Source organism: Macrococcus armenti (assembly GCF_020097135.1).
Taxonomy (GTDB): domain Bacteria; phylum Bacillota; class Bacilli; order Staphylococcales; family Staphylococcaceae; genus Macrococcoides; species Macrococcoides armenti.
On the sequence record NZ_CP083608.1, the window covers coordinates 850,478 to 868,014 of the forward strand.

The following is a 17,537-nucleotide window of genomic DNA, read 5'->3' on the forward strand; positions in this document are numbered from 1 at the left end:
TTTAATATGTCAACATTATTAAGAGGCGGAAAAGTATTAGTAAATGGTGAACTTGTTACAAAGGATATTCGCATTGAAGACGGTAAAATTACTGAAATGGGTGAGCAGTTAAACGTTTATAATTCAGAAATTATAGATCTTGATGGCAAGTTTGTAACACAAGGTTTCGTCGATGTTCATGTTCATTTAAGAGAACCTGGGGGCGAACATAAGGAGACGATTGAAACAGGTACACGCGCTGCAGCACGCGGTGGGTTTACGACTGTATGTCCGATGCCAAATACAAGACCAGTACCTGATAGTGTAGAACATATAGATGCATTGAATGAATCGATTAAGAAAAATGCAAAAGTGCGTGTATTACCTTACGCATCAATTACAGAACGTCAGCTTGGTAAAAATTTAGTAGACTTTAAAGCTTTAAAAGAACACGGAGCATTCGCATTCACAGATGATGGTGTCGGTGTACAAACTGCATCAGTAATGTATGAAGCGATGCAGCAGGCAGCAAAACTAGATATGGCAATCGTTGCACATTGTGAAGATAATTCACTCATTTATGGAGGCGCGATGCACGAAGGTGAAGTATCACGTGCACTTAACATTCCTGGTATACCATCGATATGTGAAGCGGTTCAGATTGCACGTGATGTACTCTTAGCCGAAGCAGCAGACTGCCATTATCACGTATGTCACGTATCAAGTAAAGAAAGTGTGCGTGTAATACGCGATGCTAAGCGTGCCGGCATTCGTGTAACAGCAGAAGTTACCCCACACCACTTACTATTAAATGAAACGGCAATTACAGAAGATGATGCGATATTAAAGATGAATCCACCTTTAAGAAGCACAGAGGATCATCAAGCATTAATTGAAGCATTACTAGATGGCACAATTGATTTTATCGCAACAGACCACGCACCGCATGCAGCAGATGAGAAGAATCAGTCGATGACAAAAGCACCATTTGGTATTGTTGGAAGTGAAACGGCGTTCCCATTACTGTATACGAAGTTTGTTAAAAATGGTGACTGGACACTTGCACAACTTATCGATTATTTAGCGGTGAAACCTGGAGAAGTATTCGGATTACCTTATGGTAAAGCACTTGAAGTAGGAAGTATTGCAGATATCGCAGTTATCGATTTAGATGAAGCGTATGAAATTAAAGCTGAAGATTTCTTATCTAAATCAAGCAACACACCATTTATCGGTGAACGCGTATACGGTAACGTTAAATTAACTTTAGTCGAAGGACAAATTGCATATCAGGAGGGGCAACATGCGTAAACAAAGATTTCTAGTATTAGAAGATGGTACAACATTTAAAGGATACAGATTCGGTAGCGATAAAGAAGTAGTAGGTGAAATTGTATTTAACACTGCAATGACAGGTTATCAGGAAACATTATCTGATCCATCATACACAGGTCAGATTATTACATTTACGTATCCTTTAATCGGAAACTATGGAATTAATCGTGACGATTTCGAAACATTAAATCCATCACTTAAAGGTATGGTCGTACGTGAAGCATGTGAATTACCGAGTAACTTCCGAAATATGGCGACGCTTGATGAAACGTTAAAAAATTATGATGTACCGGGAATTGATGGTGTCGATACGAGAAAGTTAACGCGTATTATTCGTCAGCATGGTGTGCTGAAAGCAGCGATCATTAACGAGGAAAAAGATATTGATGCGACGATTGAACGTTTAAAAACAGAAGTTTTACCGACGGATGAAGTTGCACAAGTTTCGACGAAAAGTCCATATATTTCAACGGGGCATGATTTACGCGTCGTACTGATTGACTTCGGAAAGAAAGAAAACATTGTACGTGAATTAAACTTGCGTGGATGTGACGTAACCGTTATGCCATATACAACAACTGCAGAAGAAATTTTAAGATTAAGACCTGACGGTGTGATGTTATCAAACGGACCAGGAAACCCTGAAGTCGTTACTGAAGGAATTGAGATGATTAAAGGTATTTTAGGAAAAGTACCATTCTTCGGAATTTGTCTTGGACATCAATTATTCTCACTTGCTTGTGGTGCAACGACATTCAAGATGAAATTCGGTCACCGCGGTGCGAACCACCCTGTTAAAAACTTAGCAACAGGTAAGATTGAAATTACATCTCAAAACCATGGTTATGCAGTAGATCCTGAATCAGTTAAAAACACTGATTTAGAAATTACACATATTGCATTAAATGACGGTACTGTAGAAGGTGTTAAACATAAAACATTACCTGCATTCTCAGTACAGTATCATCCAGAAGCTTCACCAGGACCACATGATCCAAACTATTTATTCGACCAGTTTATTGACTTAATGAAAGAAAATAAGGAGCGTGTCACAAATGCCTAAACGTAATGATATTAAATCGATTCTTGTAATTGGCTCGGGTCCGATTATTATCGGACAAGCTGCTGAGTTCGACTATGCGGGAACTCAAGCGTGTCTTGCACTTAAAGAAGAAGGGTATAAAGTAATACTCGTAAACTCAAATCCTGCAACAATTATGACAGATACTGAAATTGCAGATAAAGTGTACATTGAACCGTTAACATTAGATTTCGTTGCACGAATTATTCGTAAAGAGCAACCGGATGCTTTACTTCCGACATTAGGTGGACAAACAGGTTTAAATATGGCTGTCCAGTTACATGAAGCAGGTATATTAGAAGAGAACAACGTAACATTACTAGGAACGAAATTATCATCTATTGAGCAGGCCGAAGACCGTGATTTATTCCGTAATTTAATGAATGAATTAGGAGAACCAGTTCCTGAAAGTGATATCGTAAACACAGTACAGCAAGCGATAGACTTTGCAACGAGTATTGGATACCCGGTTATCGTTCGTCCGGCATTTACGATGGGTGGAACAGGTGGCGGTATTTGTCACGATGAAAAAGAATTAATTGAAATCGTTACAAACGGATTAAAGTATTCGCCTGTGACACAATGTTTAATCGAAAAATCAATTGCAGGTTATAAAGAGATAGAGTACGAAGTAATGCGCGATTCAAACGATAATGCAATCGTAGTATGTAACATGGAGAACATTGACCCTGTCGGCATTCACACAGGAGATTCGATTGTTGTTGCGCCGAGTCAGACACTTGCTGATAAAGAATATCATATGCTGCGTAACGTATCATTAAAAATTATTCGTGCATTAGGAATTGAAGGTGGATGTAACGTACAGTTAGCATTAGATCCACATTCATTTAATTACTACATCATTGAAGTGAATCCACGTGTATCACGTTCGTCAGCACTTGCGTCTAAAGCAACAGGTTATCCAATCGCGAAACTTGCAGCGAAAATTGCTGTAGGATTAACACTCGATGAAATGATGAACCCTGTAACAGGTACAAGCTATGCAGCATTTGAGCCGGCACTGGACTATGTTGTTTCTAAAATTCCTCGTTTCCCGTTTGATAAATTTGAAAAAGGTGAACGTGTACTTGGAACACAAATGAAAGCAACTGGTGAAGTAATGGCAATCGGTCGTACGTATGAAGAGTCACTGCTTAAAGCAATTCGCTCGTTAGAATACGGCGTACACCATTTAGGTTTACCAAATGGTGATCAATTTGAACTTGACTTTATTAAACGCCGTATCGGTGAACAGGATGACGAACGTTTATTCTTTATCGGAGAAGCAATTCGTCGTGGAGTGACATTGGAAGAAATTCATGAAATGACAAAAATTGATTATTTCTTCTTAAATAAATTCCAGCACATTATCGATATCGAACATGATTTAAAAGAAAATGCTGGTGATATTGACCGTTTAATCTGGGCGAAAAAATATGGCTTCAGTGATAGAGTTATTGCACATCGCTGGAACATGACAGAAAAAGAAATATATGATTTACGTCATGAAAATAATATTTTACCAGTATATAAAATGGTAGATACATGTGCATCTGAATTTGAATCGAATACACCTTATTTCTATGGAACGTATGAAACTGAAAATGAATCTATACGATCACATAAGAAGAAAGTTGTCGTACTTGGATCTGGTCCAATTCGTATCGGTCAAGGGGTAGAGTTTGATTACGCAACAGTACATGCTGTATGGGCAATTCGTGAAGCAGGGTATGAAGCAATCATTATTAACAACAACCCTGAAACGGTATCTACTGACTTCTCAATTTCAGATAAATTATACTTCGAACCTTTAACAGAAGAAGATGTAATGAATATTATTAATCTTGAACAACCTGAAGGTGTCGTTGTTCAGTTCGGTGGTCAAACGGCAATTAACTTAGCAGATAAATTAACGAAATATGGCGTTAAAGTATTAGGTACATCTTTAGAAAACTTAGACCGCGCCGAAGACCGTAAAGAATTCGAAGCGTTAATGCAGAAGATTGAAATCCCACAACCATTAGGGAAAACTGCAACATCTGTTGAAGAAGCAGTTGCGAATGCGAACTTTATCGGTTATCCGGTTCTTGTACGCCCTTCATACGTACTTGGTGGACGTGCGATGGAAATCGTATATAATGAAGCAGAACTTGTAAACTACATGACACAAGCTGTTAAAGCGAGTCCTGAGCACCCTGTATTAATTGATAGATATTTAACAGGTAAGGAAATTGAAGTCGATGCTATTTGTGACGGTGAGACGGTCGTAATTCCAGGTATTATGGAACATATAGAACGCGCTGGTGTCCATTCTGGTGACTCTATTGCAGTATATCCACCGCAAACATTAACTGAAAAGCAAATTGCGACGCTGGAAGATTATACGAAGCGTTTAGCACATGGATTAGAGATTAAAGGGTTACTGAACATTCAATATGTTATTAGTAATGATGAAGTATTCGTACTTGAAGTAAACCCACGTGCAAGTCGTACAGTACCATTTTTAAGTAAAATTACCGACGTACCGATGGCAAACTTAGCGATGAAAGCTATATTAGGTGAAACGTTAGCATCGAAAGGTTACAAAGATGGACTTGTTCCTTACAAAGAAGGTGTTTATGTAAAAGCGCCGGTATTTAGTTTCTCTAAACTTAAAAATGTTGACATAACACTTGGTCCTGAGATGAAATCTACAGGAGAAGTTATGGGTAAAGATATGACGTTAGAAAAAGCACTTTATAAAGGGCTTGTAGCAAGCGGTCTGCAAGTGAAGGATCACGGAACTGTACTCATTACAGTTGCGGATAAAGATAAAGCTGAAGCGCTTGGACTTGCAAAGCGTTTCCATGAAGTAGGGTATCGTATTATGGCAACAAGTGGTACAGCGAAATTACTTCAGGAGAATGATATTCCTGTAGTGGAAGTGAGTAAGATTGGAAGCGAATTTAACTTACTGGATGTTATTCGTGATGGACATGTACAAATCGTCATCAATACAATGACAAAAGGTAAACAAATTGAACGTGATGGCTTCCAGATTCGTCGTGATTCAGTTGATAATGGTGTACCATGTTTAACATCACTTGATACAGCACGTGCATTACTTGAAGTCATTGAAAGCATGACATTTAATATGAATCAAATGTAGGGGGTCTATTGATGCAGGAAGAAATGCGAGTCGTTAAACAAACAAGTATCGCAAGAAATATATTCGAAATCGTTTTACAAGGTGATATTACGAAAAATATGACTACACCTGGTCAGTTTGTGCATATACGTGTTGGGAACAGTTCAGAGTTTATGCTGAGACGTCCAATTTCTATCTGCTCAGTAGATCAACAGGCGCAGACTTTAACATGTTTATATCGAGCTGAAGGTAAAGGTACAATGCAGTTATCACAACTGAAATCAGGAGATACAGTAGACATATTAGCGCCTCTTGGTAATGGTTTTCCAGTTGAAGCTACACAAAAAACGGCATTACTCATCGGTGGAGGTATCGGTGTACCACCGTTATATGAACTATCTAAGCAATTAAATGCACGTGGCATTAAAACAATCCACGTGCTCGGCTTTCAGTCGGCTGATGATATGTTTTATATTGATGCTTTTGAAGCGCTTGGTAAGACACATGTTGCAACAGTCGATGGTACTTACGGTACAAAAGGTTTTGTAACTGATGTTATTCAAGCATTACCGGTGGACTATGATACGTTCTACACATGTGGTCCAATCGTCATGATTAAGGCAATTCAGGAAACTTTACCGAATACGCCTGGATACGTATCATTAGAAGAGCGTATGGGATGCGGTATCGGTGCATGTTATGCATGTGTATGTGAAGCGGATAATGAAGATGGCTACGTGAAGATTTGTACGGATGGCCCAGTATTTGAGAAAGGGGCACTTGCACTATGAGATTAAATGTTGAATTGCCAGGTTTAAAGTTAAAAAATCCAGTAATGCCTGCAAGTGGATGTTTTGCTTTTGGTAAAGAGTATGCCCAGTTTATGGACTTAAACGAACTTGGTGCAATAATGATTAAAGCAGCGACACCAGAACGCAGATTCGGAAATCCGACGCCGCGTGTTGCAGAAACGTCTAGCGGAATGATCAATGCGATAGGACTGCAGAACCCAGGTGTGGACCATATTATTCAGCACGAACTGAAGTGGCTGGAACAATTTGAAACACCAATTATCGCAAACGTTGCAGGATCTAAAGTTGAAGATTATGTAGAAGTTGCTGAAAAGATTTCAAAATCTCCAAATGTATGTGCACTTGAATTAAATATTTCTTGTCCAAACGTTAAAGAAGGCGGTATACAGTTTGGAACAGACCCTGAAACAGCTAAAGAATTAACACGTAAAGTTAAAGCCGTTTCAAGCGTTCCTGTATACGTCAAGCTTTCTCCGAATGTTACAAACATAGTAGATATGGCGAAAGCAGTTGCTGAATATGCGGACGGTATTACGATGATTAATACGTTAGTAGGATTAAGAATCAATGAAAAAACAGGTGCTCCAATTATTTCTAACGTAATCGGTGGATTAAGTGGCCCTGCTGTTAAACCAGTTGCGATGCGAATGGTTTATGAAGTGCGTCGCGCATTACCGAATATTCCAATTATCGCTATGGGTGGTGTCACAGAAGCACAGGATGTTATCGACTATATTTCAGTTGGTGCAGATGCGGTTGCGGTTGGTACAGCTAACTTCCAGAACCCAACGGTTTGCAAAGATATTATTGATGCATTACCAAATCTTTTAGATAAATTAGGTGTTCATCATATTCATGAATTAAAAGGTCGTACACAGGAGGCAGTTAAATGAGTAAACCGATTATCGCATTAGATTTTAAAGATATGGATGCTGTCAGAAATTTTTTAAGTCCTTTCGAAGAATCGTTGTTTGTTAAAGTAGGGATGGAACTATATTTACAGAATGGTCCTGATATCATTAAAGAAATTCGTAATCAAGGTCATGAAATTTTTTTAGATTTAAAGTTGCATGATATTCCAAATACGGTTGGTCAGGCGATGAAAGGTGTAGGAAAACTTGATATTCAGATGGTGAATGTACATGCAGCAGGAGGTTCTATTATGATGCAGCGTGCACTTGAAGGATTACGTGACAGTGGCAGTACTGCGTCACTTATTGCAGTTACACAGCTGACAAGTACTTCAGAACACATGATGCAACAGGAACAGAACATTCAGTCTTCAATAAATGACAGTATATTAAACTATGCAACGTTGGCTCAGAAATCTGGCCTCGACGGTGTTGTGTGTTCAGCGAACGAAAGTGCAATGATTAGAGATGCACTAGGGACATCATTCCTGAAGGTGACACCTGGTATTCGTACACTTACTGATGCTAAAGGTGATCAAGTGCGTGTAGCGACACCTGAATTTGCTAGAGAACATGGTTCAACGCATATCGTTGTTGGACGTTCCATTACTAATGACGCAAATCCAGTTGAGAAATATAAACAAATTAAGAAAGCGTGGGAATTAAATGTTAAATAAAGAAATCGCAAAAGCATTACTTGACATTGAAGCTGTATCATTACAACCCAATGATATGTTTACATGGTCATCTGGTATTAAAAGCCCGATTTATTGTGATAACCGTTTAACGATGAGTTATCCGGAAGTCCGTGATCAAATTGCTGAAGGTTTAAAATCAATAATTGAAACGCATTTCAGTAATGCAGAAGTGTTAGCAGGAACTGCTACAGCAGGTATTCCACACGCAGCATATACATCTCAGAAGATGAATTTACCGATGAGTTATGTCCGTTCATCAAGCAAAAAGCACGGTAAAGGCAATCAAATTGAAGGCCGAGTATTAGAAGGTCAGAAAGTCGTTGTAGTAGAAGATTTAATTTCTACTGGGGGTTCAGCGATTGAAGCTGCAGATGCGTTAAAAGCGCACGGTGCGGATGTATTAGGCATCGTTGCAATATTTACATACGGGTTAAGCAAAGGGAAAGAACGATTAAAAAGTGCGGGCTACGAATATTATACATTATCAGACTTTGATAGTTTAGTAGAAGTGGCAAGTGAAACTGGTAAAATTGAAGCGAGTGATATTGAAGGATTAATCAACTGGCGCGATAACTTATAAGCAAATTAAAACTGTTTAATGTATACTTACATTAAGCAGTTTTTTTGAGGTGAAAATATGGGAAAATGGGATCATATTAATAACTTTATTACGGATGAACAATCAAAGCAGCCGTATGCACATCAGAAAGGTACAGTTTCTAAAAAGAAAAGCAAACGTGCAAAATTAGTTGCACAAGTAAAACGCCCAATTAAAGAATTTGATTATCGTATTGATTCATTTTTAAATTATGCATATCGATCATTTGTAATGCCAAATAAAATTATTGATAATCAAAAAAGTAGTAAATATTTTTATTTTGCATTGATGAATTTCGGAATCTTTTTACTGATGCTATATTTGCTCGGAGCATTTCATTTAAGAATGTTCAATAATGCAGAAGGGTTAAACTATGTTATAAGTGGTGGTACATTTGCGCTTGTGGCAATTTTAATGACATATTTGATTCAGATGCTTGCATTAAATCGTACGAATAATTTTTATAAAGTGTTTGTAGATACGATTAGTTATTATACGTTATACAACTTTTTTATATTGCTTGAGCTTGTCAGTATTTATACGTATCCGGATATTGTAATGATTTTTTATACGATTCGTTTTCTTATAATTATGATTGTTCCGATTAAACTTTTCTTTACATATAAAGAGATGAGTAAAGTTGAAATCGATGTTTTTCCGCTTCAGATCATTTTCATTGTTATTATGGTCACGTATATTTATATAACGCGAGATATGACCTGGCTCAACTTCTTTAAATTTGTGCCGATGGAATAAAGTGTTCTATATCAAATTAACCCTGGTGAAAACATCAATTGATGTTTTCATCAGGGTTTTTAAAATTATTTAAAGAATATATCGTTTATGTTATTTGCTAAAGTCTCTATATCGTCACTAATGAGTGAAACGTATAGTTTAATTTTAGGTTCTGTACCTGAAGGACGTAATGCAATCCAACCGTTGTCAAAATGAAATTTCAGAACATTTGCTTGCGGTAGATCAATCGGATGCGTTTCATTACCGACATAGCGTGTTTGTGCTAAATAATCATCAACTTGTGTTACTTTTAAACCGGCAATTTCAGTTGGGAAACTATTGCGTGCATCTTTCATAATTTGTGCAATATGTTGCGCACCTGATTGTCCATCAAATGTATGTGCAAACAGCTTTTCTTCATATTTACCGTACTTTTGATAAATGTCATGCATCTCATCAACGATAGTTAAATTATTGTTTTTAAGTGTACTTGCAAGCTTAATAATGAGCGGCACAATTTGTACGGCATCTTTATCTCGAACGAACGGTCCGGCCATAAAGCCGTAACTTTCTTCATATCCGAATATATAATTGTAATCATTATTCGCTTCAAACTGTGCAATTTTTTCTGCGATGAATTTGAATCCTGTTAATACATCGAACATTGTAACATCATTCGCTTCAGCTATCTTACGTCCAAGTTCACTCGTCACAATTGATTTCACTGCCGCTCTGTTTTGAATGTGCGCTGTTGATCGAATACGATCACTTAAGAGAAGCGCACCAATCTGATTCCCGTTAAAGTAATGGAACTGTCCATTCACTTGTGCGACAATTCCCATACGGTCTGCATCAGGATCCGTTGCAATTAATAAATCTGCGTTTGATTGTTTCGCATATGCAACCGCCATATCAAATGCATCGTGATCTTCAGGATTCGCAGATTTTACAGAAGTGAAGTCAGCATCAGGAATGGCTTGTTCAGACACAATTTCATATTGCGTAAAATTCAGCGCATCTAATATTTCCGGGACAATCGGTACACTCGTACCATGAAGACTCGTGAAAACGACTTTTAAATCACTTTCCGGAATTTCTTTCACGAGTTTCAATACTTCATTCTTATATGCATCGATGACTTCTTGCTGCACATATGCTATTAAACCACTTTCAATTAGCTGTGATTTATTTTCGAAAGGTAAAGAGAAAACATCGTCAATTTCATCGATAAACTGACTGACACGCTGAGAAGCTTCAAGTGCCATCTGTCCTCCGTCTGGACCATAAATTTTAATACCATTATATTCTGGTGGGTTATGACTCGCTGTGATCATTACACCTGCATCTGTCTGTAAGTGTCGGACTGAAAATGATAATTCAGGTGTCGTATGGTAACGGTCAAATATATATGTTTTAACATTGTAATGACCTAAAACTTCTGCAATTGTATCACAGAACTCAGGTGATAAATGTCTCGTATCATAAGCGATGACGACAGAAGGGTTAGCTTTAACAGAAATTAAATATTTAGCTAAACCAGTTGCTACTTTTTGAACGGTATATTTATTCAATCGGTTTGGCCCCAGCCCAATTTTACCGCGAATGCCAGCAGTACCAAATGCTAAATTACCGAGAAAACCATCCTGTTTTTCCTGCTCTGAAAGTGATGCATATTGCGTACTACTTATTAAACTATTATCAATATAAGTTTCCCAAGACTTCTGTATACTCAATTGTGCCATCTCCTCTATATTTATTAATTCTATTAAAGCATGAAATCAAATATTTAACTACTGATATCGTATTGCATTATAGTTCTTTCTTAAGCAATATACATTGGTACGGTAACAGTGTTACTTCGTGTTGAATTGTTCCGATGTCTGTTTCAACATTTGATAAACTGATTTCATATGTACCGTTTCTCGGTAAATTGATTGTATGATTCAGTTTCGTAGGATTGAACAGTAATATGAACTCTGTTTTACGATCAAATAGTAAAATGCCGAGTAATGGTTGTTCGATATTCAGCTGAATAATACGTTTCAAATAGTTGTGTGATTTAAACACTGGAAACTGCTTTTTTATTTGCAGGGCTTTCGTTATACATTTAATATGGCTGTCATATTTAATCCGTCTATTCCAGTCGATACGATTGATAAAATCACTTAAATTATATGTGTTCCCATGACCGTATTTCGTACGATAAAACTCCTGACCAGCATGAATGAATGGTGTACCATGCGCAAGTATTGTAAAAATGGTCGCCATCTGTTGTATACGGTGCTGGTAGTCAATATCTTTATGCGTCGTAAAATTAATACGATCGAATAGTGTATGGTTATCATGTACTTCAACATAATTGATAGATTGTTCAGCGGGTATGACTGAACGATTACCGGTAAATAATTGAAACATACGTTCATAATATCTACCTTTTCCGTTAAAGTAACCCCGATCCTTCAAATCAAAGTTATTGCCTTTTAAAGTATCCCGAAATTCATCATTAAAGAAGTGAATATTCTTAACAAATCGAGCTTTATCATGCGTCGTCTTTAATATATCAGGCATCGCACTGTTTAAGTGCCATCCTTCACCTAATAAAAAGGAATATGGATTTTTCTCTTGCGTACGTTTTTCAATTAACTGCATCGTCGTAATATCGATAACGCCCATTAAATCAAATCTGAAGCCGTCAATTTTAAAAGTATCCATATAATAATCAATCGTTTCGAGAATAAACTTTTGCATCATAATACGTTCAGTTTTAATATCATTTCCTACACCAGTCCCGTTACTTAAAGTACCATCATCATGATAACGAAAATAATAACCCGGAACGAGTTGTTCAAAAGGGGATGTTTCTCTTTTAAATACATGATTGAAAACGACATCAAGAATAACACCGATACCAGATTGATGATATTTCTGAACGACTTGTTTTAACTCTTCAATGCGCACTATTGGATTCTCAGGGACGACTGAATAACTGCCATCTATCGTCTGATAATATTCAGGGTCGTACCCCCAGTTATAATGTTCTTCAAAATGTATATCATCGACGCGTGCAAAATCATTAATTGGTAAAAGCTCAATATGTGATATGCCGAGACTTTTTATATAATCAAATCCGGTCGTATGCCCAGTATTCGTTTTTGTGTTTTCTTCAATTAAACCGATTAACTTACCCGCATGTTTAATACCGCTATTTGGATGCATTGAGAAATCTCTGACGTGCAGTTCATATATACTTACATCTTCTTTTTGTGTTTGCATAAATGTACTGTCAAACGACTTTATTTGCTGGAAATCTATGACGAGACTTTTTTTACCGTTTATTGTTAAGCCTTTTGCATAAGGGTCATTAATGTATTTCACTTGATGATTCATCGTTACTTCGTATTGATATGAAACACCGTGTAAATTTTTCGGTACTGTTACTGAATACGTGCCATTTTGTTTGCGCTGCATTATATATGCACCTTGTGCAGTCATAACGCGAATCGATTGTGCAACTGGTGACCAGACTGAAAATGTCGTGTTGTTTTCATGAACGGTTGAACCTAATGTTTCTTCAGATGCATCGTACTTTTGTTCAAATGCTTCAGTACGTGTAATAGCCCCGATATATAGTGGATAAATTTCGTTGTCATATTCTACAAAACTTGCTTTATTTAAATGTATCGGACGACTCAGTTCAAATTTTTGAATGCACTTTTCTGCATGTAGTATGTGAATCTCTTTCATCATATTACTTCTGTCATGAATAAGCACTGGCGCTTTCGTTAATGGTTTATCTGAAATAAATGTGATTAAACAGAAATCATCGATATAAGCCTGTATCATAACCACCCTCCTAATCGCTTTACATTATAACGTGTTCATAATAAGATATAAAATCTTTTATTTTGAAACTTTAAGTAATATTTTTCATTTGAATGGGTATTGTATATAATCTGAAATAATTTAACATTTTATAATGTTAAATTAACACATCATTCACATTTTTCAATTATAATGAAAATGGTAAAGGAATGGAGGCGTGAGATGGTTACACAATTAGATACATATTTATTTCATCAAGGAACACATTATGCTTCATATCAATTTATGGGTGCCCATTTCAATGGTGAACAAAATGATACAACATTTACAGTGTGGGCCCCAAATGCGCAGCACGTCTATGTTGCAACAGATGAAAACGATTGGACCGGAGAAAACTTTGAACTTACAAAAATACCCGATAGTGGACTTTTCACCGGTACGTTTGCATTAAGTTTAAATACTGTTTATAAGTATAAGATTATTACATCGTCCGGGAATACAATTTATAAATCTGATCCTTATGCATTTTATGCAGAACGAAGACCGAATACTGCATCAATTGTTACAAATACATCTTATGAGTGGACGGATGATGCGTGGCAAAGGAAAAAGTGTGACCCGTATGACAAACCTATAAATATATATGAAGTGCATCTCGGTACGTGGAAGAAACATGATGTACAACGCCACGAAGATGAATCCATTGATTCATATACAGACAGAACACATTTTACTTATAAGGAAATGGCGGACACATTAATTCCATACGTAAAGGAAATGGGTTACACACATATTGAAATTATGCCGATTAGTGAACATCCATTCGATTTATCGTGGGGATATCAAGTGACAGGTTACTATGCACCAACATCGAGATTCGGAACGCCTCAGGATTTTAAATACTTTGTTGATATGTGTCACAGTAATAATATCGGTGTAATCCTTGACTGGGTACCCGCACATTTCTGTAAAGATGATCATGGATTACGATTATTTGATGGCACACCTATATATGAACATCAGGATGCATATCGTGCTGAGAAACGTGGTTGGGGGACGTTAACATTTGACTTCGGTCGTACAGAAGTGCAGAGTTTTCTTATTTCAAACGCTTTATTCTGGATTAATGAATATCATATTGATGGGTTACGTGTCGATGCTGTCCATTCAATGACAGATTTAAATTTTGAGAATTACGATGAACATGAGCGCATTTATAATGATGACGGCACGTCTATTAATAAAGAAGCAATAGCATTTTTACAGAAATTGAATACGGAAGTGTTCAGAAATAATGCGCATACATTGATGATTGCAGAAGATTCCTCAAAAATGAAAACTGTTACAACTGCTGTTAAAGATGGCGGACTCGGCTTTAATTTCAAGTGGGATCTCGGGTTTATGCATGATACGTTAAATTATATGGCACTTGATCCAATAGAGCGACAGCATCATCATAAACTGATTAATTTTCCGATGATGTATCGATACGATGAAAACTTTATACTACCATTCTCACATGATGAAGTCGTTCACGGTAAACTAAGCATGCTCGATAAAATGCCGGGCGACCAGTGGCGAAAGTTTGCGCAATATAGACTATTATATGGATATCAGTTAACACAACCCGGCAAGAAACTGAATTTCATGGGAAGCGAAATTGGTATGTATGCAGAATGGAAAGATAAAGAACAAGTAGACTGGTTTTTACTCGATTATCCGATACATCATGGCTTACAGACATATGTAAAGGACTTAAATCATCTCTATAAGAAAGAACGTGCATTGTTTGAACTTGATTATGTGCAATCTGGTTTCAAATGGATTGATGCAGATAACAACAGTGAAAACATTGCAAGCTATATCCGCACAGATCGTAATGGTGAGAGTTTAATCATTATTTTAAATTTCTCACCGAATGTATATTATGATTTCCCGCTCGCTGTAGATCAGCCGGGTAAATATAAGGAATACTTCAACTCAGACCATAAACAGTATGGTGGATCACATCAGATTATTCATAAGTATTTATTCTCACAACAAAACGCGACAAATGGTTTTGAACATTCAATTCGCGTGAAAGTTCCACCGTTTGGATTTGTAATTTATAAAAAAGTGAAAGAAAGAAAAACGAAAAAGAAATTGCAAAAAATATAAAATGAGGATTGATGACAATGGCAAATGAAGTAGTAGGGATGTTATTAGCAGGTGGTAAAGGTTCAAGGTTAGGTCAGCTTACAAAAAATATTGCAAAACCAGCAGTACCGTTCGGTGGAAAGTATAGGATCATTGATTTTACATTAAGTAATTTATCTAACTCAAACATTACGACAGTCGGTGTACTCGTTCAGTATGCACCGCTTATGTTAAATCGTCATATAGGTCTCGGTAAACCGTGGTCATTAGACAAAGAAAATGGCGGCGTTTCTGTTCTCGCACCGTTTGCAAATCAGGAAGGTGCTTCGTGGTTTGAAGGGACTGCAGACGCGATTACGAAAAATATTCATTTTATCGATCAATATGACCCTGAATATTTACTTATTCTCTCAGGGGATCATATATATCAGATGGATTATCAGAAAATGCTTGATTTTCATAAAGAGAATCAGGCGGATGCTACAATTTCAGTAATTGAAGTACCGATTGAAGAAGCAAGCAGATTTGGAATATTAAACACTGAAGAAGATTTAAAGATATATGAGTTTGATGAAAAACCGAAAGTCCCGAAAAATAATTTGGCATCGATGGGAATATATATTTTTAACTGGCGCATTTTACGTGAATACTTAATTGCTGATGAAAATGATGAAAATTCAGATCATGATTTCGGACATGACATTATTCCGAAAATGTTACATGATCATAAACGTCTATATGCGTACCGTTTTGATGGATACTGGAAGGATGTCGGAACAATCCAGTCATATTGGGAAGCGAATATGGATTTGCTGGACGAAGACTTAAAGGAACTTTTAAACAGTAAAACTTGGCCAACATATTCACATGAAGAGAATTTACCGCCGCAGTATATCGGTAAAAATGCGGATATCGACAATTCACTCGTTTGCCCGGGGTCATTTATTTTCGGTCATGTGAATCATTCGATTTTATTCAGTGAAGTTACAGTTGGAGAAGGTTCACAAGTTGTTGATGCAATCATTCATCCGAAAACTGAAATCGGAAAAAATTGTACAATTAAAAAAGCAATCATAATGGATAATCTAAAAATAGAAGATGGTATTGTCATTGACGGTTCTGAAGCGGATGAACCTATTGTTGTCGGAAAAAATAATATTCATGAATTTACTGGAGGTGAAGCATAATGCGCACATTAATGGGATTAATTAATTTATCAAATGAACATGAATATCTTGAAGAATTAACATACTTTAGAAATGGCGCAAGTGTTCCCTTTGCAGGACGTTATCGATTAATTGATTTCAGTCTGTCAAACATCGTAAATTCATGTGTGGATGAAGTTGCGATATTCGTTAACCAGAAGTATCGTTCGCTACTCGACCATCTTGAAAATGGAGATAATTTCGGACTTGACGATCGAAAATCACGATTATTCGTGCTGCCACCTGACTGGCATGATCCTTCTGATTATTCACGAGGTGAGTTAAGACATTTTCATAATAACCGTGATTTCTTCCTGAGAAGTAATGCAACAGATGTTATTATTTCAGGATCACAGTTTATCGCGAATACAGACTTTAAAGATGCATACAAACATCATATTGAAAGTGAAGCAGATGTTACATTAATTTCTGAACATATAAATGAGCTTGAAGAGATGCATCAACCGTTACTCCGTGTACATCATGAAGGTACGAAAGTCACGTATATTAATCATGATAACGACCACCATCATGTTTTTACAGGTACGTATATCATTAAGAAGGAGAAACTATTTGAAGTGATGGATTTCTGTATACAGAACTATAAGGAAAACTTCTTCTTTAATGGCATATTAGAAAGAATAGATGCTTTAAATGTTTCGTTTTATGATATTGATGAGGAAACGATGTATATCAATTCCCTTAAATCATTTTACAAAAATAATTTACGCATTCTTAATCCTGAACGCTATAAGGCGATTTTTATGAAAGAAAATCGCATTAAGACAAAAATTTCAAATCAACCTCCAACGAAATATAGTGGAGATTGCACTGTTCACAATTCAACGGTCGCGAATGGTTGTGAAATAGAAGGCCATGTTGAAAACAGCATATTATATCGAGGTGTGTGTGTTGAACGAGGTGTAACGATTAAAAATTCTATTATTATGACGAACTGTCATATTAAAGAAGGTGCCGTTTTAGAAAATGTCATATTAGATAAAGATGTTATCGTCAACAGCAATCAAAAACTCATCGGTTCTTGTGATAAACCATTTGTCGTAGCGAAACGTCAGACTATTTAACGAAAGATGGGAT

13 protein-coding genes are annotated in these 17,537 nt (G+C 36.7%); 11 read left to right on the forward strand and 2 right to left on the reverse strand.

The window, feature by feature from the left end; all coding sequences use genetic code 11:
- Window positions 1–6 precede the first annotated feature (6 nt).
- Genes LAU42_RS04475 through LAU42_RS04510 form a run of 8 tightly spaced genes read left to right on the forward strand, consistent with a single transcriptional unit; the run spans window position 7 to window position 9,297 of the window.
- Window positions 7–1,290, forward strand: coding sequence for a dihydroorotase (locus LAU42_RS04475; RefSeq protein ID WP_224184490.1), 1,284 nt, complete (start codon window positions 7–9; stop codon window positions 1,288–1,290).
- Window positions 1,283–2,377: a glutamine-hydrolyzing carbamoyl-phosphate synthase small subunit gene (locus tag LAU42_RS04480; RefSeq protein WP_224184491.1), complete on the forward strand. Its 1,095-nt coding sequence runs from the start codon at window positions 1,283–1,285 to the stop codon at window positions 2,375–2,377. Before LAU42_RS04475 ends, LAU42_RS04480 begins: the two co-directional genes overlap by 8 nt.
- Complete coding sequence (gene carB, locus LAU42_RS04485) at window positions 2,370–5,543, forward strand: carbamoyl-phosphate synthase large subunit (protein WP_224184492.1); 3,174 nt, start codon at window positions 2,370–2,372, stop codon at window positions 5,541–5,543. Before LAU42_RS04480 ends, carB begins: the two co-directional genes overlap by 8 nt.
- Before the next feature lie 11 nt (window positions 5,544–5,554).
- Window positions 5,555–6,313 carry a dihydroorotate dehydrogenase electron transfer subunit gene (locus tag LAU42_RS04490; RefSeq protein WP_224184493.1) on the forward strand — a complete coding sequence of 253 codons (759 nt, stop codon included), beginning with the start codon at window positions 5,555–5,557 and terminating at the stop codon, window positions 6,311–6,313.
- Window positions 6,310–7,227 (forward strand): dihydroorotate dehydrogenase, encoded by a 918-nt coding sequence (locus LAU42_RS04495; RefSeq protein WP_224184494.1) that lies wholly within the window; start codon window positions 6,310–6,312, stop codon window positions 7,225–7,227. The genes LAU42_RS04490 and LAU42_RS04495 overlap by 4 nt, the downstream gene beginning before the upstream one ends.
- Window positions 7,224–7,922, forward strand: coding sequence for an orotidine-5'-phosphate decarboxylase (gene pyrF, locus LAU42_RS04500; protein WP_224184495.1), 699 nt, complete (start codon window positions 7,224–7,226; stop codon window positions 7,920–7,922). Before LAU42_RS04495 ends, pyrF begins: the two co-directional genes overlap by 4 nt.
- Window positions 7,912–8,523 carry an orotate phosphoribosyltransferase gene (pyrE, locus tag LAU42_RS04505; protein WP_224184496.1) on the forward strand — a complete coding sequence of 204 codons (612 nt, stop codon included), beginning with the start codon at window positions 7,912–7,914 and terminating at the stop codon, window positions 8,521–8,523. The genes pyrF and pyrE overlap by 11 nt, the downstream gene beginning before the upstream one ends.
- A gap of 57 nt (window positions 8,524–8,580) precedes the next feature.
- A complete protein-coding gene (locus tag LAU42_RS04510) occupies window positions 8,581–9,297 on the forward strand; it encodes a hypothetical protein (protein ID WP_224184497.1) in 717 nt (238 codons plus the stop codon).
- 65 nt (window positions 9,298–9,362) lie between these two features.
- Here LAU42_RS04510 and LAU42_RS04515 read toward each other — a convergent pair whose 3' ends face one another.
- Together LAU42_RS04515 and pulA are read right to left on the reverse strand one after the other, a co-directional pair.
- On the reverse strand, window positions 9,363–11,003 hold the full coding sequence (locus tag LAU42_RS04515; RefSeq protein ID WP_224184735.1) for a phospho-sugar mutase: 1,641 nt from the start codon (window positions 11,001–11,003) through the stop codon (window positions 9,363–9,365).
- An 82-nt stretch (window positions 11,004–11,085) separates the two neighbouring features.
- Window positions 11,086–13,119 carry a type I pullulanase gene (gene pulA, locus LAU42_RS04520; protein ID WP_224184498.1) on the reverse strand — a complete coding sequence of 678 codons (2,034 nt, stop codon included), beginning with the start codon at window positions 13,117–13,119 and terminating at the stop codon, window positions 11,086–11,088.
- A gap of 201 nt (window positions 13,120–13,320) precedes the next feature.
- Between pulA and glgB the strand changes: the two genes are divergently transcribed.
- From glgB to glgD, 3 genes are read left to right on the forward strand one after another with little or no spacing between them, the layout of a single operon-like run.
- Window positions 13,321–15,255 (forward strand): 1,4-alpha-glucan branching protein GlgB, encoded by a 1,935-nt coding sequence (glgB, locus tag LAU42_RS04525; protein ID WP_224184499.1) that lies wholly within the window; start codon window positions 13,321–13,323, stop codon window positions 15,253–15,255.
- An 11-nt stretch (window positions 15,256–15,266) separates the two neighbouring features.
- On the forward strand, window positions 15,267–16,421 hold the full coding sequence (locus LAU42_RS04530) for a glucose-1-phosphate adenylyltransferase (protein WP_478337326.1): 1,155 nt from the start codon (window positions 15,267–15,269) through the stop codon (window positions 16,419–16,421).
- Window positions 16,421–17,524 (forward strand): glucose-1-phosphate adenylyltransferase subunit GlgD, encoded by a 1,104-nt coding sequence (gene glgD / locus LAU42_RS04535; protein WP_224184501.1) that lies wholly within the window; start codon window positions 16,421–16,423, stop codon window positions 17,522–17,524. The genes LAU42_RS04530 and glgD overlap by 1 nt, the downstream gene beginning before the upstream one ends.
- Window positions 17,525–17,537 lie beyond the last annotated feature (13 nt).

What these genes read in the sequence shown, in the direction of transcription:
- LAU42_RS04530 (WP_478337326.1), top strand. Translation starts at nt 15,267, where the DNA reads ATGACAATGGCAAATGAAGTAGTAGGGATGTTATTAGCAGGTGGTAAA.
- LAU42_RS04510 (WP_224184497.1), top strand. Translation starts at nt 8,581, where the DNA reads ATGGGAAAATGGGATCATATTAATAACTTTATTACGGATGAACAATCA.
- LAU42_RS04490 (WP_224184493.1), top strand. Translation starts at nt 5,555, where the DNA reads ATGCAGGAAGAAATGCGAGTCGTTAAACAAACAAGTATCGCAAGAAAT.
- pyrF (WP_224184495.1), top strand. Translation starts at nt 7,224, where the DNA reads ATGAGTAAACCGATTATCGCATTAGATTTTAAAGATATGGATGCTGTC.
- LAU42_RS04480 (WP_224184491.1), top strand. Translation starts at nt 1,283, where the DNA reads ATGCGTAAACAAAGATTTCTAGTATTAGAAGATGGTACAACATTTAAA.
- carB (WP_224184492.1), top strand. Translation starts at nt 2,370, where the DNA reads ATGCCTAAACGTAATGATATTAAATCGATTCTTGTAATTGGCTCGGGT.
- LAU42_RS04475 (WP_224184490.1), top strand. Translation starts at nt 7, where the DNA reads ATGTCAACATTATTAAGAGGCGGAAAAGTATTAGTAAATGGTGAACTT.
- glgD (WP_224184501.1), top strand. Translation starts at nt 16,421, where the DNA reads ATGCGCACATTAATGGGATTAATTAATTTATCAAATGAACATGAATAT.
- pulA (WP_224184498.1), bottom strand. Translation starts at nt 13,119, where the DNA reads ATGATACAGGCTTATATCGATGATTTCTGTTTAATCACATTTATTTCA.
- pyrE (WP_224184496.1), top strand. Translation starts at nt 7,912, where the DNA reads ATGTTAAATAAAGAAATCGCAAAAGCATTACTTGACATTGAAGCTGTA.
- LAU42_RS04495 (WP_224184494.1), top strand. Translation starts at nt 6,310, where the DNA reads ATGAGATTAAATGTTGAATTGCCAGGTTTAAAGTTAAAAAATCCAGTA.
- glgB (WP_224184499.1), top strand. Translation starts at nt 13,321, where the DNA reads ATGGTTACACAATTAGATACATATTTATTTCATCAAGGAACACATTAT.